The sequence below is a fragment of the Arcobacter vandammei genome (assembly GCF_016106035.1).
GTDB lineage: Bacteria > Campylobacterota > Campylobacteria > Campylobacterales > Arcobacteraceae > Aliarcobacter > Aliarcobacter vandammei.
Genome location: NZ_JADKPZ010000004.1, coordinates 1 through 20461, shown reverse-complemented (window position 1 = coordinate 20461; position 20461 = coordinate 1). Strand labels below are relative to the sequence as shown.

Annotated in this window: 20 protein-coding genes; 14 read left to right on the top strand and 6 right to left on the bottom strand. The window is 28.3% G+C overall.

What is annotated here, in order from left to right; genetic code table 11:
* The first annotated feature begins 25 nt into the window (after positions 1–25).
* The gene (locus tag IQC44_RS03035) at positions 26–1327 is read left to right on the top strand and encodes a 2-isopropylmalate synthase (RefSeq protein ID WP_198304736.1); all 1302 of its coding nucleotides are present in this window, start codon (positions 26–28) and stop codon (positions 1325–1327) included.
* Between the two features lie 13 nt (positions 1328–1340).
* Here the strand turns inward: IQC44_RS03035 and IQC44_RS03030 are convergent, their stop codons facing one another.
* On the bottom strand, positions 1341–2402 hold the full coding sequence (locus IQC44_RS03030; protein WP_198304735.1) for an agmatinase family protein: 1062 nt from the start codon (positions 2400–2402) through the stop codon (positions 1341–1343).
* Positions 2403–2508: 106 nt separating this feature from the next.
* On the opposite strand from IQC44_RS03030, the gene ybaK reads away from it, so the two are divergent.
* Entirely contained in the window at positions 2509–2976 is a 468-nt protein-coding gene (gene ybaK / locus IQC44_RS03025; RefSeq protein WP_198304734.1) for a Cys-tRNA(Pro) deacylase, read from the top strand.
* A gap of 18 nt (positions 2977–2994) precedes the next feature.
* Positions 2995–3192, top strand: coding sequence for a hypothetical protein (locus IQC44_RS03020; RefSeq protein ID WP_198304733.1), 198 nt, complete (start codon positions 2995–2997; stop codon positions 3190–3192).
* Positions 3193–3233: 41 nt separating this feature from the next.
* Here IQC44_RS03020 and IQC44_RS03015 read toward each other — a convergent pair whose 3' ends face one another.
* Positions 3234–4130 (bottom strand): EamA family transporter, encoded by an 897-nt coding sequence (locus tag IQC44_RS03015; RefSeq protein ID WP_198304732.1) that lies wholly within the window; start codon positions 4128–4130, stop codon positions 3234–3236.
* Positions 4131–4232: 102 nt separating this feature from the next.
* On the opposite strand from IQC44_RS03015, the gene IQC44_RS03010 reads away from it, so the two are divergent.
* Positions 4233–4712: a hypothetical protein gene (locus IQC44_RS03010; protein WP_198304731.1), complete on the top strand. Its 480-nt coding sequence runs from the start codon at positions 4233–4235 to the stop codon at positions 4710–4712.
* 3 nt (positions 4713–4715) lie between these two features.
* Positions 4716–5537, top strand: a complete 822-nt coding sequence (locus IQC44_RS03005) for an urea transporter (RefSeq protein ID WP_198304730.1) — start codon at positions 4716–4718, stop codon at positions 5535–5537.
* On the opposite strand, the gene IQC44_RS03000 is transcribed toward IQC44_RS03005, so the two are convergent.
* Positions 5534–5968, bottom strand: coding sequence for a globin domain-containing protein (locus IQC44_RS03000; protein ID WP_198304729.1), 435 nt, complete (start codon positions 5966–5968; stop codon positions 5534–5536). The two genes, IQC44_RS03005 and IQC44_RS03000, sit on opposite strands and share 4 nt — an antisense overlap.
* Positions 5969–6076: 108 nt before the next feature.
* Between IQC44_RS03000 and IQC44_RS02995 the strand changes: the two genes are divergently transcribed.
* The 6 genes from IQC44_RS02995 (at position 6077) to IQC44_RS02970 (ending at position 12266) form a co-directional block, all read left to right on the top strand.
* Positions 6077–6670, top strand: coding sequence for a paraquat-inducible protein A (locus tag IQC44_RS02995; RefSeq protein ID WP_228286241.1), 594 nt, complete (start codon positions 6077–6079; stop codon positions 6668–6670).
* Complete coding sequence (locus tag IQC44_RS02990; RefSeq protein WP_198304728.1) at positions 6671–7264, top strand: paraquat-inducible protein A; 594 nt, start codon at positions 6671–6673, stop codon at positions 7262–7264.
* Positions 7245–9902: an MlaD family protein gene (locus tag IQC44_RS02985; RefSeq protein ID WP_228286240.1), complete on the top strand. Its 2658-nt coding sequence runs from the start codon at positions 7245–7247 to the stop codon at positions 9900–9902. Before IQC44_RS02990 ends, IQC44_RS02985 begins: the two co-directional genes overlap by 20 nt.
* 27 nt (positions 9903–9929) lie before the next feature.
* Positions 9930–10778 (top strand): aldose 1-epimerase family protein, encoded by an 849-nt coding sequence (locus IQC44_RS02980; RefSeq protein WP_198304727.1) that lies wholly within the window; start codon positions 9930–9932, stop codon positions 10776–10778.
* A 68-nt stretch (positions 10779–10846) separates the two neighbouring features.
* Positions 10847–12043 (top strand): type II toxin-antitoxin system HipA family toxin, encoded by a 1197-nt coding sequence (locus tag IQC44_RS02975; RefSeq protein WP_198304726.1) that lies wholly within the window; start codon positions 10847–10849, stop codon positions 12041–12043.
* On the top strand, positions 12030–12266 hold the full coding sequence (locus IQC44_RS02970) for a helix-turn-helix domain-containing protein (protein WP_198304725.1): 237 nt from the start codon (positions 12030–12032) through the stop codon (positions 12264–12266). The genes IQC44_RS02975 and IQC44_RS02970 overlap by 14 nt, the downstream gene beginning before the upstream one ends.
* A 7-nt stretch (positions 12267–12273) precedes the next feature.
* On the opposite strand, the gene lpdA is transcribed toward IQC44_RS02970, so the two are convergent.
* Genes lpdA through aceE form a run of 3 tightly spaced genes read right to left on the bottom strand, consistent with a single transcriptional unit; the run spans position 12274 to position 18055 of the window.
* Complete coding sequence (gene lpdA / locus IQC44_RS02965) at positions 12274–13704, bottom strand: dihydrolipoyl dehydrogenase (RefSeq protein ID WP_198304724.1); 1431 nt, start codon at positions 13702–13704, stop codon at positions 12274–12276.
* Positions 13705–13716: 12 nt separating this feature from the next.
* Positions 13717–15372 (bottom strand): dihydrolipoyllysine-residue acetyltransferase, encoded by a 1656-nt coding sequence (locus tag IQC44_RS02960; protein ID WP_198304723.1) that lies wholly within the window; start codon positions 15370–15372, stop codon positions 13717–13719.
* A 10-nt stretch (positions 15373–15382) separates the two neighbouring features.
* A complete protein-coding gene (gene aceE, locus IQC44_RS02955) occupies positions 15383–18055 on the bottom strand; it encodes a pyruvate dehydrogenase (acetyl-transferring), homodimeric type (RefSeq protein WP_198304722.1) in 2673 nt (890 codons plus the stop codon).
* Between the two features lie 105 nt (positions 18056–18160).
* Between aceE and IQC44_RS02950 the strand changes: the two genes are divergently transcribed.
* From IQC44_RS02950 to IQC44_RS02940, 3 genes are read left to right on the top strand one after another with little or no spacing between them, the layout of a single operon-like run.
* Complete coding sequence (locus IQC44_RS02950) at positions 18161–18877, top strand: lipoate--protein ligase family protein (protein WP_198304721.1); 717 nt, start codon at positions 18161–18163, stop codon at positions 18875–18877.
* Between the two features lies 1 nt (position 18878).
* Positions 18879–19775 carry a lipoyl synthase gene (locus tag IQC44_RS02945; protein WP_198304720.1) on the top strand — a complete coding sequence of 299 codons (897 nt, stop codon included), beginning with the start codon at positions 18879–18881 and terminating at the stop codon, positions 19773–19775.
* A 52-nt stretch (positions 19776–19827) separates the two neighbouring features.
* Positions 19828–20310 carry a ribonuclease HI gene (locus tag IQC44_RS02940; protein WP_198304719.1) on the top strand — a complete coding sequence of 161 codons (483 nt, stop codon included), beginning with the start codon at positions 19828–19830 and terminating at the stop codon, positions 20308–20310.
* The last annotated feature ends 151 nt before the right edge of the window (positions 20311–20461 follow it).

The following is a 20461-nucleotide window of genomic DNA, read 5'->3' as shown; positions in this document are numbered from 1 at the left end:
TTGAAAAATTAGACTGGAAATAATTATGAGTTTTACAAAATATGAAAAATACCCAAGAGTTGAAAACTTCAAAAGAGAGTGGGCAGATAAAAGTATAGAAAAAGCACCAATTTATTGTAGTGTGGATTTAAGAGATGGAAATCAAGCTTTGATAAACCCTTTAACAGTTGAGCAAAAATTGGAATATTTCCAAGCTTTATTAAAAATGGGATTTAAACAAATAGAGGTTAGTTTTCCTAGTGCTAGTGATACAGATTTTTCATTTACTAGAAAATTAATAGATGAAAATTTAGTGCCAGATGATGTTGCAATTCAAGTTTTAATCCCTGCAAAAAAAGAGTTGATTAAAAAAAGTGTTGAAGCTATGAAAGATGTAAAAAATGGAATTTTTCATCTTTACAATCCTACAAATGAGTTTCAAAGAAGAGTTGTTTTTCAAAAAAGTGATGATGAGATAGTTCAAATGGCAGTTGATGGAATGAAATATTTAGTCGAACTTACAAAAGATTTTAAAGGAGATGTAACTTATCAATACTCGCCTGAAAGCTTTTCTCAAACAAACTTAGATTTTGCTATAAAAATATGCAATGAAGTGATAAATGTAGTAAAACCAACAAAGCAAAATAAGATGATAATAAACTTGCCAAATACACTTGAAGCTTGTACTCCAAATATTTATGCAGATAGAATTGAGTATATGTGTAAAAATCTAAACTATCGCGAAGCTTTGATTATGAGTGTTCATCCACATAACGATAGAGGAACATCGGTTGCTAGTGCTGAATTAGCAGTTCTTGCTGGTGCTGATAAAGTTGAAGGAACTTTATTTGGAAATGGGGAGAGAGCTGGAAATTTGGATATTGTAAACTTTGCTTTTAATATTTATTCACAAGGAATTGACCCAAAATTAGATTTATCAATTATTGATGAGATAAAAGCTATGTATGAAAAAAATACAAATTTAAAAGTACACCCAAGACACCCATATGTTGGGGATATGATATTTACAGCTTTTAGTGGAGGACATCAAGATGCTATAAAAAAAGGTATAGATTTTTATAGAGAAAATGAAAGTAAGATTTGGAATGTACCATATTTGCCAATAGACCCAAAAGATATAAAAAGAGGTTATGAAAATGTTATAAGAGTAAATTCACAATCAGGAAAAGGTGGAATTAGCTTTATAATAAGTGAGTTTTTTGGTGTAAATATAAGTAAAGATGAAGCTATAAAATTTGGACAAATTATAAAAGATGAGTCAGATAAGCTAAAAAGAGAGTTAGAAAAGTATGAGATTATAGAGCTTTATAAAAATTTTAAAAAGTGAGAAAACTCACTTTTTACCTAAACTCAATTTTCCCTTGACTTGCTAACAATGCTCCACAAAGATTGTATAAAACCCTAGCTCCTACATTTTCATCAAAGCCATCATTACTTGTTCCAACTTCACATAAATCAAAACCTATTATATTTCTTCCACTTTTTACAATCATAAAAATAAGATGTTCAAGTTCTCCATATCTTAGTCCACTAGGTACTGGAGTTCCTGTGTTTGGACAGTTTAGAGGTTCAAGTCCGTCTATATCAATAGATAAATATACATTTTGTGGTAATTTTTCAATATAAAAAGAGAAAAGTTCTTCCAAAGATTTTCCACTTGCTAATTGGCTTTGCATAGCTGTATCATACAAACATGCACCTTTTTCACCCAAATTTTGCATTCTTTGAGACTCTTCTTTACTATAATCTCTTATTCCAACTTGTACAAGTCGTGAAACTTTATCACACTCATTTAAAACATTATAAAAAATCGAAGCATGAGAGTAAATAAAGCCTTCATAAGCCTCTCTTAAATCGTGATGAGCATCTACATGAAGTATTCCAAACTCTTCATCTAAAGTATCATTTAAAGCTTTTATAAGTCCAAGTGGGCAAGAGTGGTCACCACCTACAACAGCTACAAATTTTCCATTTTTTATTTGCTCTAGTGATTTTTCATAAACAAAACTATTTAAAGTTTTTGAAGCTTCATTTACAAATTTTAAAGCTTTTTTATCATTTTTCTCATTTTCTAAAGCTTCAATAACTTTTATCGCTTTTTTTCTAGCTTTAGAACTCAATTTTTTTATATTTTTATCTGATTCAAGCATAGAAATTCCTGCACTATAAGGCTTAATATAGTGATAGTTTTCAACATCTAGTTGATGACTTGCTAACTTTATAGCCTCAGGTGCACTAGCTGTTCCCTCTCCAAAAGAAACAGTAGCTTCCCAAGGAACTGGTAGTAAAACCAAAGTAGCATCTTCTGGGCTTAATCTACCTCCTATAAATCCATCATTTTCTAGTGGAGGAAGTCCAAGTTCTAAAGCTTTTATCTCTTCTTCTAAATTTCTATAATTCATTTTTTTATCCCGATATTTTATAATTTTGTTTTATTATATGATAAATAAGGAAATAGTATAGTAAAATTTAAAAGTATATTTTAAAATATCTAAATATAGAGGTAAAATGACTCCTGCTATTAATTTGCTAAAAAAACATAAATGTAATTTTCAAATTCATAAATATGACCATGATCCAGCTTGTGTAAATTTTGGAGATGAAGCAGTTGAAAAATTAGGACTTGATGCAAACCAAGTATATAAAACATTGCTTGTGGAATTAAGTCCAAAAGAGTTGGTTGTTTGTGTTGTTCCTGTTTCAAAGCAGTTAAGTTTAAAAAATGTAGCTGATATTTTTGATTCAAAAAAGGCACAAATGGCTTCAAAAGATGAGGCTCAAAAGGTTACTGGGTATTTACTTGGTGGCATTTCTCCTTTAGGGCAAAAAAGACTTTTGCGAACAATTTTAGATGAAACAGTAAAAGATTTTAAAACAATTTTTATTAGTGGTGGAAAAAGAGGATTGGATATAGAACTGAATCCAAAAGATTTAGAAGTTCTTTTAAATGCAAAAATAGGTAAAATTACTGCATAAAATAAAAAGGAGTTTTGTATGTCAAAAAATAGTGGTGAACCAACTTTAACAAAAATAGATGATTATAATGGAAACGAGTCAAAACAGAAAAGAAATACTGTAAGATTAATAGTTATTGTACTTTTAATAATTGGTGCAATTTTTGCATATTTAAAACAACCAATTCAAGAAGAAGCTATACAAATTCAAGAAAAAACACAAATTCCAGCAAAATAAAATAGATAAAAAGCTAGAAATAGCTTTTTATCTCATATTTATTAAACTTTTTCAATCTTAAATTTTTTCTCGATTATATCTTTTGCTACAATTAAAGTAACACCAAATAAAATTAGAACTATTCCTATACCCAAAGAAATTGTTAGTTTTTCATTAAATACTAAAACACCTATCATAACAGCGGTTAATGGCTCTAATGCTCCTAAAATAGATGTAGGTGTTGCACCTATCATATTTATAGCTTTAATTAAAAAAATCAATGATATAACAGTTGGAACAATGGCTAAAAATATTGAGAAAAACCACATATTAAAAGTTATTAAGCTCTGAATAGCATATTTCTCATCAAAAAATGAGTAGATTAAAATAGTCAATGTACAAAAAAACATAGAGTAAAATGTAAGTTTTATTGCTGGAATTTTTAAAGCTTTATTTACAATTACTATATAAATTGCATAAAATAAAGATGAAATAATAACTAAAACAATACCAATGAAATCGATACTCTCTCCACCAATTTCAAATAGTAAGATAACTCCTGTAAATGCTATAAGTATTGATAAAACAGTTATGATTGATACTTTTTCTTTAAAAACAACACTCATAATAACAGCTACAAAAATAGGGTAAATAAATAAAATAGTTGAAGCAAGTCCAGCATCCATATATAAAAAGCTTCCAAATAGACATAAAGCAGAAAATCCAAATAAAGAGCCAATTAGTGCTAAAAATGACAACTCTTTTTTTGTAACATAAAATGATTTTTTTTGAAAACTCATTAACAAAGCTAAGAGAATAACAGCAAATAAAAATCTGTAAAATACAACAGAGCTTACATTTAGTCCTTCTTGATATAAAAATAGAGCCCCAAAAGGGTTCATCCCGTAAGCAACAGCTGAAACAACAGCAAAAATAATACCTTGAATTTGAATACTCATTTTAAATTTCCATAATTTTTCAGCGATTGTACTCAAAAGAGGCTTATTTTGGCTTTTAAGAGCTAGTTTAATATAATCTGATTTTAAATTAGGAGTCATAGTATGAAAATAGATAAAATATTGTTTTTTGGGATATTTTTTGGGTTTTTAAGCTCTTTATTTGCAATGGACACAAAATTTTATGCAGGTCTTAGTGCAGCTAAGGTTGATAAGAATAGTTATACACAATATACAATTGCTCAAGATACTAGTACAAAATTTGATAATGGAATTTTAGCTGGTTTTTCAAATAGTCTTAGTTATGGAAGAGTTAAAACAGGACTTAGTGCTACAACTTTGGATTTGGATTTAAAATTAGGATATGAGTTTATTCCTAATTTAAGAGCCTATGCAATAGGAAGTGGTGCAGTACAATTTTTTGATAATAGTACATATACAGGTTTAGGTTATGGTGGAGCTTTAGAGTATAGAATTAGCTCTTTAGTTTCAGTTGAGGGTTCATATAAAACTATGAATATGAGTAAAAGTAACTACTCTTATGATTACGATACCGCTAGTTTAGGGATTAGATTTGGTTTTTAGAAAATGAATAGCACACTTAAAAGTTTTGCCCAAGTAATGTTTCAAAATAGTCAAATAAGTGGACTATTTTTCTTTATAGCTATTTTTATAAACTCTATAAATCTTGCTTTTGGTATGCTTTTAGGAGTCGTTGCTTCAAACTATTTTGCAAAAATATTGGTATCTAATAAAAATGATATAGAAGATGGATTGTATGGTTTTAATGGAGCTTTGGTAGGAATTGCATTATTACTCTTTTTTAAACACACTATTTGGTTATATATAGTTTTGATTTTCGCAAGTTTTTTTGCTACTTATGTATTTTATTATTTAAAAAATAGTTTAATTAATTTTCAAGCATTTACTTTTCCTTTTATCTTAACTGTTTGGATAGTTTTATATTTTTCAAATACTTTTTTATTAGATTTACAAATACTCAATAAAAATATCACTTCATACAATATATTTGAAACTATCTTTTTAAATATCTCTCAAGTATTTTTTCAAGATTACTATTTAAGTGGAATATTAATAGCTATAGGAGTATTTTTAAATTCAAAAAGAGATTTCTTTTATATAATTTATGCTTCATTTATAGCTTTGATTTTTGCAAATTTATTTTCCTTTGCAACAAATGATATAGAGGTTGGTTTATATGGATATAATGCCGTATTAATAGCACTATCTTTGGTTTATGCTGGGAAAAATCTATTTACTATAACCTTGGCAATAATCTTATCTATTTTTGTAGTAAAGATATTTTTTGCTCTAAATTTAGTAGCTTTGACTTTCCCTTTTGTTTTAGTTTCGTGGATATTTTTATATAAAAAAACATCTGAAGTTTAATCTTCAGGTGTGTTTATCATCCAAATTGAGAAAATATCTAAATAATCCCAAAAAGATTTTATAAGTTCTTCTTCTATTTCTAGTTTTTCTAAAAGAGGAATATAACATTCAAGCCAAACTTTTCTTGCACTTTGAGTTATTTTAAATGGTTGATGTCTAACAAACATCATAGGAGCTCCACGATTCTCATTGAAATATTTTCTTCCACCACAAATTTGTATGAAAAAATCGCTAGAGTTTAATTTAGCTTGTTCATATTCAGCATCATCTTGTGGAAAAATATCATATATTGAGCTTTGTTTTATTAAGTCATAGTGGTCACTAATTAATTTTCTAATTCCATCTTCACCCATAACTTCTAAAAATCTTCTATTTGGAGTTTTTACCTGAGGTCTTGTACCAAACCGTGCATAAGATATATTAAATTGCATTTTAAACCTTTTTAATTATAAATTCTATTTTATTGTACAATAGTTTATATTTTAATAGCTTTACTTAAATATTGTTATAATATCTTTTAATTTTAAAATAGGTAAATAATGATAGATTTAAACAAAGTAGTAGAGTGTTATAGTTGTGGACTTTTTGTAGAAAAAAGTGAAGATGAAACTATTTCACAAATTTGCCCTAGATGTGAGAGTAAATTGGCAAAAAAACACAATTTTTCTATTGATTCTTTGTTTTATGCAATTTCTAGTTTAATGTTATTTTTTATTTTATCTTTGTATCCAATTATTAGTTTAAATATAAATGGTCAGGAATTAGATGCAAATATTTTAAAAACAGTATATATTTTATATGAGCAAGATTTTTATATCGTCTCTTTTTTGGTTCTATTTACAATAATTTTAGCACCAGTTTTAAACTCAATAGTTGTAATCTTAGTATTTTTTCAAACAAAATTTAAAGTACAGATTTTTAAAAAGCCATTTTTATATGACTCTTACCATTTTTTTAAAGAGTGGGGATTTATAGAAGTATTTGTTATTAGTTTGATTGTAACTTATATTAAGCTTGTTGGAATGGTAAGTGATACAAAATTTGATATAGGATTTTTTGTTATTTTAGCTTATGTTTTTTGTTTTATTATGTCAAATATAAAATTTGATGCAAGTGCTATTTTGGATGATTAAATGGTTTTAATATCTTGTAAAAATTGTAAAAAAGTGTATGAAAAAGATGATTATACACCTTTTAAATGCGAAAGATGTAATCATAAAGTGAGAAAAAGGGTTGAAAACTCTTTACAAATATCATTGGCACTTACCATTTGTGCTATGCTTTTGTATATTCCAGCTATGATTTATCCTATGATGGTAGTTACTCAATTTGGAGTAAATCTTGAAAGCACTATAGTTGAAGGAATTATTAGCTTTTTAGAGATGAAAAGTTATTTTGTAGCAAGTGTTATTTTTGTAGCAAGTGTTGCTATTCCAATAGTAAAGCTTTTTGCTCTCTTTTTTATTTTTTTGACTCTAAAAATAAATATACAAATGGAAAATAAAACAAAGATTTTACTTTATAAATATATTGAAGCTATTGGAAAATGGTCGATGATTGATATTTATGTTGTGGCTTTATTAGCTTCAATTGTTCAGCTTGATGAGTTATTTAATATAAAAGGTGGAGTTGCTGCTACATCTTTTGCTTTAATGGTAATAATTACAATTTTTGCAGCAAATAGATTTGATACGAGGATAATTTGGGATGAAAAAAGAGATGATTAATAGTAATTTAAATGAAACAGTAGTTTATAAAGCAGAAAAAGAGAGTAAAAGAAAATTCTCTTTTGTGTGGTTACTTCCTTTGGTAATACTTGGAATTTTGGGCTATATTGCTTATGATTCGTATTCAAAACAAGGGACAAATATTGTAGTATATTTCAAAAGTGCAGAAGGATTAAAAGAGAATGTTACAACTTTGGAGTACAAGGGGCTTACTTTAGGAAAAGTTACAAAAATATCTATGCACGAAGATTTAAAAAGTGTTGCTGTTAATATTTTAGTAAATAGTGATGTAGCTTCTTATGTAGCAAATGAAGACTCTCAATTTTGGATAAAAAAACCAACAGTATCTTTGACAAAAATATCTGGACTTAGCACATTAATAAGTGGTTATAAAATAGAACTATCATCAGATTTTAAAAATAGAGATGATATTAAAAATATAAAGCCAAAGTGGTATTTTAATGGGCTTGATTCTCAACCAGATGAAGAGTTTGAAGAGAATGGATACTATGTTACACTTCTAGCAAATGACAAAGATAATATTGATGTTGGAACACCAATTTTTTATAACAAATACCAAATAGGTGAGGTTGTTTCAAAAGAGTTTAAAGAAGAGGAGCTTTATGCAACAGTTTATATTTATGATAAATATAACTATTTAGTAAATAAAAGCTCAAAATTTATTATGAATGAAGCCTTAAAAGTAAGTTATGGAGCAAGTGGATTAAATATTGAAGTTGGTTCACTTTACTCAGCAATTATAGGTGGAATTACAGTGGTTACCACTTCAAAAGATGATGAAAAAATATCTAAGGAAGATATTCAAATTTTATATGCTTCAAAAGATGATTTGAAAAAAAAGATATATTTTTCAATAGATTTTACTGATGCAAGAATAGAAGAAAATACACCTATTTTATTTAAAGGAATCGAAATAGGGAAGGTTACAAATATTAAATTACATGAATATATTTTAAGTACAAAGGCTTATGTTTACGAAGAGTACAAATATCTACTTACAAAAAATACTAGATTTTTTGTGGAAGAACCAACTATATCTTTTGGTGGAATAAAAAATTTAGGAAATATTGTAAAAGGGAATTTTATCTCTCTAGATTTTAAAGAAGGTGATTTTAGTGATAAATTCTCTGGAGTATCAAAGAAAGATTTAAAAAAGAGTTTACATACTATAAAAATTGATTTAACTTCAAATAGTTTGAACTCTATTAATGAAAGAACGAAAATATATTATAAAAATATTGAAGTTGGAAGAGTTGATAGCTATGAACTAAGTAAAGATTATAAAAGTGTAAGAATATCTATATTAATAGATGAAAAATATAAAGATTTGATAAACGATAATAGCAAATTTTATGATATGAGTTCAAAAATATTAGAGATAAAAAACTTTGATTTAAATCTAAATTATAGTGGTTTAGAATCAGTTTTAAATGGTTCTATTGGGCTTATTTCAAATAAAAATGATGGAAAATTAAGTAAAAAAGAGTTTACTTTATACTCTTCATATAAAGATATAGAAAAAATTAATAGAGATAAAAGTAGTGGTTTTATTGTATATACTGAGTTTGATAATAGTTTTGTAATCAAAGAAAATATGGCACTTATTTATAAAAATCAAGAGATAGGTTTTGTAAAAAATATAAAATTTGATGATAGAGTTTCAAAAGTTGAGATTTTTGTATATGAAGAGTTTAGAAACTATATAAAAAATACAAGTAGATTTTATAAAAAACCAAAAATAGATTTTAAGGCAAGTTTGAGTGGAGTTTTATTTGAAGTTGATAATTTTACAAGTCTTTTAGAAGGCTCAATAGAGCTAGATAATAGTTCAAAAACTCCTTTAGGTAACCACGAGATTTATTCAAGTTTTGATGATATGCAAATGGCTACAAATATGATAACTATTATTTTTGATGATGTTGAAGGTTTACAAGAAGATTTCTCAAAAATAGTTTATAAAGGTGCAAATATAGGAAAAGTTAAAAAAATATCTCTAAATAAAAATCAAAAAGTTGAAGTAAAAGTGATAATAGATAGAGATTTTGGTGATTTTGCAAAAGAAGGAACAATTTTTTATCTTAAGAAACCTAGAATTTCTCTTCAAGAAGTTGCAAATGTAGGTTCAACTTTGATGGCTGTAAATATTGGTGTAATTAAAAATGATAGAAGCGAATACCAAACAAGATTTATAGGAAGTGATAAAGAACCAAGTGTGAGTTCAGATATTGGAACTATTATAAAAGTAGAAGATAAAACAGCATCTAGTGTAAATGTTGATTCACCTATTTATTATAAAAATGTACAAATTGGAAAAGTATTAAGAGTTGATTTAAGTACTGATGCTTCAAGAGTTATAGTTGATTGTTTGATTTTTGATAAATATAAAAAATTTGTACGAAAAAACTCTGAATTTTATGATATTAGCGGTTTTGAGATGGAATTTTCTATTTTTTCTGGTTCAAAAATAGAGTCAAATACTTTTACTAGTTTACTTAAAGGTGGGCTTGTTGTGGTTACTCCTTATGAATACAATGAAATAGCAACATCAAATGATAGATTTAATTTGAATAAAACATTAAGAGAAGATTGGAAGAGTATAAGCCCAAGTATTAAATAAATTTTATAAAAAACTAAGGTTAAAAAATTGAATTATGAGATAAAAAATAGCTCTATAAAAGCAAAAATAAAATCTTTTGGAGCAGAACTAAATAGCTTAAAAAGGTGCGATGAAGATTTTGAGTATATTTGGCAAGGAGATAGTAAATATTGGGCTAGACACTCTCCTGTGCTTTTTCCAATTGTTGGTAGATTAAAAGATGATAGCTACATTTATAAAAATCAAAAATATTCTCTAACTCAACACGGTTTTGCAAGAGATAAAGAGTTTGAAGCTTTAAGAAAAGAAGAAGATTTTATAGAGTTTATTTTAAAAAATGATGAAGAGAGTATAAAAATATATCCATTTTCTTTTGAATTTATTATCTCTTATAAATTGGAGAAAAATAGTCTAAAAATATCTTATAAAGTAAAAAATAGAGATACAAAAGATATATATTTTTCTATTGGAGCTCATCCAGCTTTTAATATTTCAAATGGTGATTTTTTAGAATTTGAAAATATTACAAGATCTAAAAGATATTTTTTAGATGAAAATGGCTTGATATATAAAAATGAAGATTTAGAATTTTTAGAAAATAGGCTTATTTTAGATAAAAATATTTTTAAAGATGATGCTTTGATTTTTTGTGATAAAAATATAAATTCTGTTATTTTAAGAGATGAAAAAAATACAATATTAAAAGTAGAGTTTGATAATTTTCCATATTTGGGTATTTGGTCAAAGCCAAATAATACACCATTTGTTTGTATTGAACCTTGGTTTGGAATAGCAGATGAAAAAAATTCAAATCAAAAAATAGAAGATAAAAAAGGTATTTTACTTTTAAAAGAGGATGAAGAGTTCTCTTGTAGCTATAGGATTAAAGTTAAATGATAAAATTGCTTTACATTTATTCTTAAATATCTTATAATGATAAGTAAATTTATCATTATGAGTAAAAAATGAAAAAAATATCTGTAAAAATTGATGAAAAAAATATTGGTGAACTATTTTTTGAAAAAGATAAAAATCAGTATGGATTTAACTATTTAGAAAACTACAAGCCAATATCTTTGATTATGCCTTATAAAAACTCTACTTATATTTGGAAGTATAAGCTTCATCCAATCTTTGATATGAATATGCCAGAGGGCTATCTTTTTGAACTTTTTAAAAACTTTCTTACAAAAGAGTATGGATATATAGATGATTTTTTGGTTTTTTCTCATATTTGTTCAAATATTCAAAGTAGATTAACTTTTGAAAATGAGCTAAAAAAAGATGAGTTTTTCTCTTTTGATTTAGATGAAGTTTTACAAAATGATACACAAGATACATTTTTTAAAATTGTTACAAGTTTTCTAAATAAAAATGCAATAAGTGGAGTTCAACCAAAATCACTTGCTATTTTAAAAGACAAAGAAAGCTTGGTTTCAAAAGAGTATATTATAAAAACTTGGGCAGATGAGTATCCACAACTTGCATTCAATGAATATTTTTGCTTAAAAGCAATAGAAAAAAGTGGAGTTAAAATCCCAAATATAAAGCTATCAAAAAACAATAAATTTTTATTGGTAGAGAGATTTAATTATGACAAAATTTCGGACAGTTTTTTAGGATTTGAAGAGATTTTATGTTTACTTGGAAAAAATAAAGATGAAAAATATAGTGGAAGTTATGAACAAATTGCAAAAGTAATTTATAGTGTAAGTACACAAAAACAAGATGATATGATGAGTTTTTATAAAGTAATAGTTATGAACTACTTGCTTAAAAATGGAGATGCACATCTAAAGAATTTTGGAGTTCTTTATAATGATGATTTTTCACAAATACATTTTGCACCAGCTTATGATGTTGTAAATACTTTAGTATATTTTCCAAAAGATAGACCAGCACTTACTATGTTTGGCAAAAAAATTTGGTTTGGTAAAAAAGAGTTAGTTCGTTTTGGCATACAAAATTGCTACCTAAAAGAAAGTGAAGCAAATGAAATATATGAAATTTGTATTAAAACTTTAAAAAATAGTATTTTAGAACTTGAAAATTATTTAAAAACAAATGAAGAGTTTGAAAATATTGGAAGAAAAATATTAGAAATTTGGAAAGTTTCTTTGGATGAAAAATCATATAAGGAGATAAAAATTGAAACTATATGAAATAGGGCAGAAAATTAGAATCTTAAGGGAAGAAAAAAAACTAACTCAAGAAGAGTTAGCAAAAACTTGTGGAATTAGTCGTGTAACTTTAGGCAAAGTTGAAAAAGGAGAAATGGGCAATACAAGTGTAAAAACTCTTGATTTGATTTTGGATAGATTAGGTTTTGAAATAGAGTTTAAAACCAAACAAGGCTTTGGATTACCTAGTTTAGATGAGTTGTAAAGAGAATTTAATTTCTCTTTACAGCTTTTTTATTTGGTAAATCTGTGATTGTTCCATCATAGATTTCTGCGGCCATACCAATTGACTCATGAAGTGTTGGGTGTGCATGAATTGTAAGTCCCAAATCCTCAGCATCGCAATCCATTTCAAGAGCAAGAGATATTTCTCCTAGAAGTTCACCAGCATTTTCTCCTACAATTGCTCCACCAATTATTTGGTTTGTGTCTTTATTGAATAGAAGTTTTGTAAGTCCACTACTTGCTACATCACTTGCTAATGCTCTTCCACTTGCACTCCAAGGAAATGATGCTACTTCATAGTTAATTCCAGCTTTTTTTGCTTCATTTTCAGTCATTCCAGCCCATGCAATTTCAGGGAAAGTATATGCAATAGATGGAATTTGTTTTGGTTCAAAAAACACTTTATGCCCAGCAATTACTTCAGCGGCCACATGCCCTTCATGTACAGCTTTGTGTGCAAGCATTGGTTGTCCTACAATATCTCCAATAGCAAAAATATTTTTTGCTTTTGTTCGCATTTGATTATCAACTTTGATAATTCCTTGCTCATCTACTTCTACACTTGTATTTTCAAGTCCCAGTTTATTTCCATTTGCACTTCTTCCAAGGGCAACTAAAACAGCATCATAAGTAGTTCCACTTGCTGGTGCATTTTCTCCACTAAACTCTACATAAATTCCTTCAGATTTTGGGATTATGCTTTTTGTTTGAGTTTTGTACATAATATTAAATCTATCTTCATTTGCTTTTGTGTAGATTTTTATTAAATCTTTATCAGTTCCCGTCATTAATTGCTCACCTCTAATTGCAATTTCAACTTCACTTCCAAGATTTGAATAAACTGTTGCCATTTCAAGTGCAATAATTCCACCACCAAGAACTAGAAGTTTTTTTGGAACTTCTTTTACTTCAAGTGCATTTGTAGAGTCCCAAATTCGTGGGTCTTCATGTGGAATAAATGACATTTTAGAGCTTTGGCTTCCAGCTGCAATAATACAATACTCAAAACTTATTTTTGTAGTTTCGCCATTTGTTAAAGCAACTTCAACACTATTTTCATCTAAAAACTTTGCAAGACCTTGAATATGTTGCACGTTTCTCATTTTTGCCATAGCACCCAAACCATCTGTTAGTTTTTTAATAACTCCACTTTTATAAGATGCAACTTTTTCTATATCAATTTTTGGCTCTTCATAAAAAATTCCAGCATTTTTGATATGTTTTGCTTCATCTATTACTTTTGCTACATGAAGTAGGGCTTTTGATGGAATACAACCAACATTTAAGCAAACTCCACCCAAAGTTGGGTGTCGTTCAACTATTATTGTATCAAGTCCTAAATCAGCACTTCTAAAAGCAGCTGAATATCCACCAGGACCTGCACCAATTACTAAAACTTGAGTTTTAATTTCTGACATCTTTTAAACTCCTTATAAACTTAGTAATCTTAAATCACTTAAGATTTTAGATAAAGTTGTCGTAAATCTAGCACCATCTGCACCATCAATTACTTTGTGGTCATAAGATAAACTTAGTGGCAAAATAAGTCTTGGTTTAAACTCAGAGCCATCAAAAATTGGTTTAATTGATGATTTTGAAACACCTAAAATTGCAACTTCTGGAGAGTTAATAATTGGTGTAAAATATGTTCCACCAATTCCACCTAGACTTGAAATTGTAAAGCATCCACCACTCATATCAGAGTTTGTTAGTTTTCCATCTCTTGCTTTTTTTGAAAGCTCTGCTAACTCAATAGCAATATCTTTGAAGCCTTTTTTATCTGCATCTTTAATTACAGGTACAACTAAGCCATTTGGAGTATCAACAGCTATTCCAATATTATAATATTTTTTCATAATTAGCTCTTGCCCATCAGCACTTAAACTTGCATTGAATTTAGGGTGAGTTTGTAGAGCTTTTACAACAGCTTTTATTATAAATACAAGAGGTGACAGTTTAAACTCATTTACACTATTTTGCTCTTTTCTAAAGTTCTCCATCTCTGTAATATCAGCTTCATCAAACTGAGTAACATGCGGACTAGCTAGATAGTTTCTATGTAAAAATGGTCCAGAAACTTTTTGAATACGGCTTAGTTCAATTTTTTCAATCTCCCCAAATTGTGAGAAGTCAATCTCTTTGCTTTCTGGTAAGTTAAATCCAAAACCAACACCAGTTGCACTTGCTGGTTTGTTTAGTTGCTCTTTTACATAAGCTTTTATATCTTCAACTAAAATTCTGTTTTTGTGTCCGCTTCCTTTTACAAAACCTAAATCAACACCAAACTCTCTTGCAACTCTTCGCACACTTGGACTTGCATAAACTTTTGCTGCTTTTTTAGATAATACTTTGCTCTCTTCAAGTTCAACACTTCTAGCAGCAACTTCTTGCAGAGTTGGAGTCTGTTTTTGTTCAACTTTCTCTTCTTTAGCCGTTGTCTGTGGTGCTGGAGTTGGAACTTTATCTTCAATTACAACTGTTTTTATAACTTTTGCAATTAAATCACCACTATTTAGTTTTTGACCTTTTTCAACACAAACTTCAATAACTTCTCCACCAAAAGGTGCTGGAACATCCATTGAAGCTTTTTCAGTTTCAAGAGTGATGATGCTGTAATCTTTTACTATTACATCACCAGTATGAATCATAACATCTATTAAATCAACATCTTTTTCAGCTCCTAAATCAGGAACTCTTACCTCTTCAAGTACAGATTTAACTGATTGTTGTTTTACAAACTGTGTTGGTGTTGTTGTTTCAAAATTTACATTTGTTGCAGGTGCTTCTTTTATAGTTTCTTCTTTAATTGGAGCTACTTCTTCTTTTACGGCTTCAGATGAAGAACTTTCCTCTTCCACTCTTGCTATTAAATCTCCACTATTTACCTTGTCGCCAACTTTTACTAAAATCTCAACAATTTTCCCTTTAAATGGAGTTGGTACATCCATAGATGCTTTTTCAGTTTCAAGTGTGATTAAACCATCTTCAACTTCAACCATATCTCCAACTTTTACCATTATGTCGATTAAATCAACATCTTTATCAGCTCCTAAATCAGGAATAAAAACATCTTTAATATTTGCCATTTTTTACCCCTTATGCTTTTAGTGGATTAATTCTTGTTGAATCAATCTCATATTTTTTCATAGCATCAATTGCCACTTTTTTATCTATTTTTCCATTAATTGCAAGTTCAGCAAGTGTTGTATAAACGATAAAATCTGTATCAACTTCAAAGAATTTTCTTAAATTTGCTCTACTATCACTTCTTCCAAAACCATCAGTTCCTAGTGCTTTGAAGCTACCTTTTACATAAGGTCTTATTTGATCTGAATAAGCTTTTACATAATCAGTTGCACTTACAATAATATTATCTTCATTGCTTCCTAAAACTTGCTCAACATAAGGAGTTTTTGGCTCTTTATCAAGATTTAAAAGGTTATATCTTTCTATTTCTTGTGCTTCTCTTGTTAATTCATTGTATGAAGTAACTGAGTAAATATCCACTTTTATATCATATTCACTTGCTAGTATTTGGGCAGCTTTTAGTGCTTCTTGGAAAATAGAACCTGAACCTAAAAGTTTAACTTTATAATCATTTTTTGCTTCAAAAGTTTTTACTTTGTAAATTCCTTTTATAATTCCTTCTTCAACACCTTGTGGTATTGCTGGTTGTACATAGTTCTCATTTAAAGTTGTAATATAGTAGAAAATATCTTCTTGTTTCTCTCCATACATTCTATTAATTCCATCTTGCACAATAACAGCAACTTCATATCCATAAGTTGGGTCATAAGTTACACAATTTGGAACAGTATTTGCTAAAATATGAGAGTGTCCATCTTCGTGTTGTAATCCTTCACCATTTAGTGTAGTTCTTCCACTTGTTCCTCCAACTAAGAAACCTCTTGCTTTTTGATCTCCAGCTGCCCAACATAAATCTCCAGTTCGTTGAAATCCAAACATTGAATAGAAAATATAAAATGGAATCATTGGATAATTATTAACTGAATATGATGTAGCAGCTGCAATCCATGAACTCATAGCTCCTAACTCATTAATTCCCTCTTGTAAAACTTGACCTTTAATGTCCTCTTTATAGAATGCTACTTGGTCTTTATCTTGTGGGATATATTTTTGTCCAGCACTTGAGTAAATTCCATATTGTCTAAACATTCCTTCCATTCCAAATGTTCTAGCTTCATCAGGAACTATTGGAACGATACTTTTTCCAATATTTTTATCTTTTAGTAAAACATTTAAAGCTCTTACAAATGCCATAGTTGTAGATATTTCTCTATCACCACTTCCATTTAAAATTGCTTCAAATTCACTTAAAGCTGGAATTTCAAGTTTGTTTGTAAACTTTTCTAATCTTTGAGGTACAAATCCACCTAAAGCTTCTCTTCTTGATTTTAAATATTGAATTTCAGGAGAGTTTTCATCTGGTCTATAATATGAGTAAGATTCAACTTCTTCATCACTTATTGGTAAATCAAATCTATCTCTAAATGCTTTTAGTTGATTTACATCTACTTTTTTTACTTGGTGTGCAATATTCATTCCTTCTGCTGCACTTCCCATTCCATAACCTTTTACAGTTTTTGCTAAAATAACTGTAGGACGTCCTACTGTTTCAGTTGCTCTTTTAAATGCTGCATAAACTTTAACAGGGTCATGTCCACCACGATTTAATTTCCAAATATCATTATCACTTAAATTTTCAACTAGTTTTGCAGTTTCTGGAAATTTATTAAAGAAGTTTTCTCTTGTATATGCTCCACCTTTTTGTTTAAAGTTTTGGTACTCTCCATCAACTGTTTGTTCCATTAATTCAAGAAGTTTTCCAGATGTATCTTTTTCAAGTAAAGAATCCCATAATCCACCCCAGATTACTTTTAGAACTTCCCATCCAGCACCTCTAAATTCACCTTCAAGCTCTTGAATGATTTTTCCATTTCCTCTTACTGGACCATCAAGTCTTTGTAAGTTACAATTTATTACAAATATAAGATTATCTAAGCCTTCTCTTGCTGCCATTCCAATAGCTCCTAGAGATTCTGGCTCATCTGTTTCACCATCTCCCATAAAGCAGTACACTTTTTGTGCAGAACAATCTTTTATTCCTCTATTTGTAAGATATTTTAAAAATCTTGCTTGATAAATAGCTTGTAGAGGTCCTAATCCCATAGAAACTGTTGGAAATTGCCAATAATTTGGCATTAATTTTGGGTGTGGATATGATGAAAGTCCATCATTAAATGCTTCTTGTCTGAAGTTATCCATTTGCTCTTGTGTAAATCTTCCTTCAAGAAAACTTCTAGCATAAATACCAGGGCTTATATGTCCTTGAAAAAATATTAAATCTCCACCATCTTTATCATTTGGTGCTCTAAAAAAGTGATTAAAACAAACATCATATAAAGTTGCAGATGATTGAAATGATGCAATATGACCACCAAGCTCTAACTTTTTGTTTGAAGCTCTTTGAACCATAATTTGTGCATTCCATCTAATAATTGATCTTATTTTTCTCTCCAAATCCATATTTGCTGGCATTTTTGGCTCTTCTTCAGGAGAAATTGTATTTATATATGCAGTTGTTGCACTATATGGTAAGTGGGCTCCACTTCTTCTTGATTTATCTATTAGTTTTTCAAGTAAAAAATGAGCTCTCTCTACTCCTTCTTCTTCGATTACAGCTTCTAAAGCTTCCATCCACTCTTTTGTTTCAAGAGGGTTAATATCTTCTAAATTTAACTTTGGCATAAATCTCCCTTTATAAAAGTTTTCTTAATTTTTAAAATTAATTTGCAATTTTAATATAAAATAAATTATAATTCACTTATAAAAATATTTTTAGGATAAAAATAGATGAACTTTAACAATAAATTTAGATTGATTATATCACAAAACCTTAGCTCTAAAGTTAATTCAAATATAGATAAAGCACTATTTAAAAATTTTGTAAATAGTCAAAACCCTATTTTAAGAATTTACTCTTGGGAAGATAGTCTTACTTTTGGGGCAGGGCAGAATATTGAAGATTTTTCTGAGCTTAAAAATAGGTATCAAAACAATGTATCAAAAAGATTAACAGGTGGTGGGGTACTTTTTCACGGGCATGATATTTCATATACTATTTTATTGAGTCCAAATCAAATAGAAAACAAAGATGTAAAAGAGACATATTTTTTGATTTGTCAGTTTTTAATAAAATTTTATGAAAATTTAGGATTAAAAGCCCATTTTGCAAAAGATGATGAGAATATAATTTTAAGTAAAAGTCCATTTTGCCAAATTGGTTTTGAAGCTTATGATATTATAATAGACGGTAAAAAAATAGGTGGAAATGCACAAAAAAGGGCAAAATTTTGTATTTTACAACATGGCTCTATTCCACTTTTTTCTAAAAGTTCAAATGATTTTTTAGGAAGTTCTTTGCAAGATTTTGGAATAAATATAGGCTTTATTGAGGCAAAAGATAGTTTAATTAAAGCCTTTAAAGAGACTTTTGAAGTAGAATTTATAAATGATGATTTAGATGAAAATGAGAAAAATATTTTAAAAAACTTAGAAGAGGAAAATTAATATGACACAAGCATTAAATAGTGAAATAACTACAATAAATTATAAAAAACCAGAGTGGCTTAGAAAAAAATTAACTCCACATACACAAGTTGAGATGGAGACTTTATTAAAAGATGTAGGTGGACTTCACACAATTTGTCAAGAGGCAAAATGCCCAAATATTAGTGAGTGTTTTTCAAATAAAAATGCCACTTTTTTGATTTTGGGAAATATTTGTACTAGAAGATGTACATATTGTAATGTAAAAACAGGGCTTCCAAACGGTGTTGATGAGAGTGAAATAAAAAAAGTAACAACTTCTGTTTTAACTTTGGGGCTTAAATTTGTGGTAATTACAAGTCCAGCAAGAGATGACTTAAAAGATGGTGGAGCAGAGCAGTTTTACAAAGTTACAAGAGATATTTTGGAGAAATCTCCACAAACAAAAGTGGAGATTTTAATTCCTGATTTTAAAGGAAATGAGGATAGCTTAAAAAGAGTCATTGATTCAGGTGCAACAATTATTGGACACAATGTTGAAACAGTTCCGTCTCTTTATCGTATTAGAAGAAACGGAACTTATGGAAGAAGTATTGAAGTTTTACGAAAATTAAAAGAGTTTGGTGGTGAAAAAGTTAAAACAAAAAGTGCTTTGATGGTTGGCTTAGGTGAAACAAAAGATGAGATGATAGCAGTTTTCCAAGATTTGCTAGATGTTGGTTGTAAGTTTTTAAGTATTGGACAATATCTTGCACCTAGTGGAGAGTATGAAAAAGTTGTGGAGTTTGTAAAGCCTGAAGTTTTTGAAGAGTATGAAAAAATTGCTTACTCTATGGGATTTGAATTTGTAAAAGCAAGTCCCTATGCAAGAAGCTCATATATGGCTCATCACTACCTTAATATGGCTTCTGCACTATAAAAAAGAAGATTTTGAACCTTATGGTATTTAAAATATAAATTTGATATATAATATGAAAATAATCAGATTATTTACAGATTCAAGTGTAAATCCACAAAAAAAGATAGGTTTTGGAGCTTTTTTAGAAGTTTCTGATGATAATTTAGAAATTGATGATTTAAAGAAAAATATAAAAATAAAAAGATTTGATGATACAAGTTCTACAAAACTTGAACTTCAAACTCTACTTTGGGCTTTAGATAAAATTTGTACAACAAATAGCAAAATAGAACTTTACACAGATTGCCAAAATATTATAGGTTTGCAAGATAGAAGAGAGAAATTTGAGATAAATGAGTACAAAACTTCAAGTGGAAAGATTATAAAAAATCATGAATTATATAAATTATTTTTTAAGAAAATAGATGAATTAAATATTGATTTTATAAAAGTAAAAGGCCATAAGAAAAATAGTTTAAAAGATGAAATAGATACTATCTTTAATCTTGTAGATAAAGCTTCAAGAAATGCTTTAAGAGAGAATATAAGTGTTTAAAATGGGACCATAAATTAAACTGTGTAAACCACCTTTATTGCTTCACCGATAAATAATCTTAATTATAGTATAATGTTTTATGGAAAAAATAGATGCTAGAAAATTAACACCAAGAGAATTATCAGAGAAACGAAAGATAGTTATTAAATTA

Excerpts from the sequence above, each read along its gene's own strand:
- IQC44_RS03035 (WP_198304736.1), top strand. The coding sequence starts at position 26 with ATGAGTTTTACAAAATATGAAAAATACCCAAGAGTTGAAAACTTCAAA.
- IQC44_RS03030 (WP_198304735.1), bottom strand. The coding sequence starts at position 2,402 with ATGAATTATAGAAATTTAGAAGAAGAGATAAAAGCTTTAGAACTTGGA.
- ybaK (WP_198304734.1), top strand. The coding sequence starts at position 2,509 with ATGACTCCTGCTATTAATTTGCTAAAAAAACATAAATGTAATTTTCAA.
- IQC44_RS03020 (WP_198304733.1), top strand. The coding sequence starts at position 2,995 with ATGTCAAAAAATAGTGGTGAACCAACTTTAACAAAAATAGATGATTAT.
- IQC44_RS03015 (WP_198304732.1), bottom strand. The coding sequence starts at position 4,130 with ATGAGTATTCAAATTCAAGGTATTATTTTTGCTGTTGTTTCAGCTGTT.
- IQC44_RS03010 (WP_198304731.1), top strand. The coding sequence starts at position 4,233 with ATGAAAATAGATAAAATATTGTTTTTTGGGATATTTTTTGGGTTTTTA.
- IQC44_RS03005 (WP_198304730.1), top strand. The coding sequence starts at position 4,716 with ATGAATAGCACACTTAAAAGTTTTGCCCAAGTAATGTTTCAAAATAGT.
- IQC44_RS03000 (WP_198304729.1), bottom strand. The coding sequence starts at position 5,968 with ATGCAATTTAATATATCTTATGCACGGTTTGGTACAAGACCTCAGGTA.
- IQC44_RS02995 (WP_228286241.1), top strand. The coding sequence starts at position 6,077 with ATGATAGATTTAAACAAAGTAGTAGAGTGTTATAGTTGTGGACTTTTT.
- IQC44_RS02990 (WP_198304728.1), top strand. The coding sequence starts at position 6,671 with ATGGTTTTAATATCTTGTAAAAATTGTAAAAAAGTGTATGAAAAAGAT.
- IQC44_RS02985 (WP_228286240.1), top strand. The coding sequence starts at position 7,245 with ATGAAAAAAGAGATGATTAATAGTAATTTAAATGAAACAGTAGTTTAT.
- IQC44_RS02975 (WP_198304726.1), top strand. The coding sequence starts at position 10,847 with ATGAAAAAAATATCTGTAAAAATTGATGAAAAAAATATTGGTGAACTA.
- lpdA (WP_198304724.1), bottom strand. The coding sequence starts at position 13,704 with ATGTCAGAAATTAAAACTCAAGTTTTAGTAATTGGTGCAGGTCCTGGT.
- IQC44_RS02960 (WP_198304723.1), bottom strand. The coding sequence starts at position 15,372 with ATGGCAAATATTAAAGATGTTTTTATTCCTGATTTAGGAGCTGATAAA.
- aceE (WP_198304722.1), bottom strand. The coding sequence starts at position 18,055 with ATGCCAAAGTTAAATTTAGAAGATATTAACCCTCTTGAAACAAAAGAG.
- IQC44_RS02950 (WP_198304721.1), top strand. The coding sequence starts at position 18,161 with ATGAACTTTAACAATAAATTTAGATTGATTATATCACAAAACCTTAGC.
- IQC44_RS02945 (WP_198304720.1), top strand. The coding sequence starts at position 18,879 with ATGACACAAGCATTAAATAGTGAAATAACTACAATAAATTATAAAAAA.
- IQC44_RS02940 (WP_198304719.1), top strand. The coding sequence starts at position 19,828 with ATGAAAATAATCAGATTATTTACAGATTCAAGTGTAAATCCACAAAAA.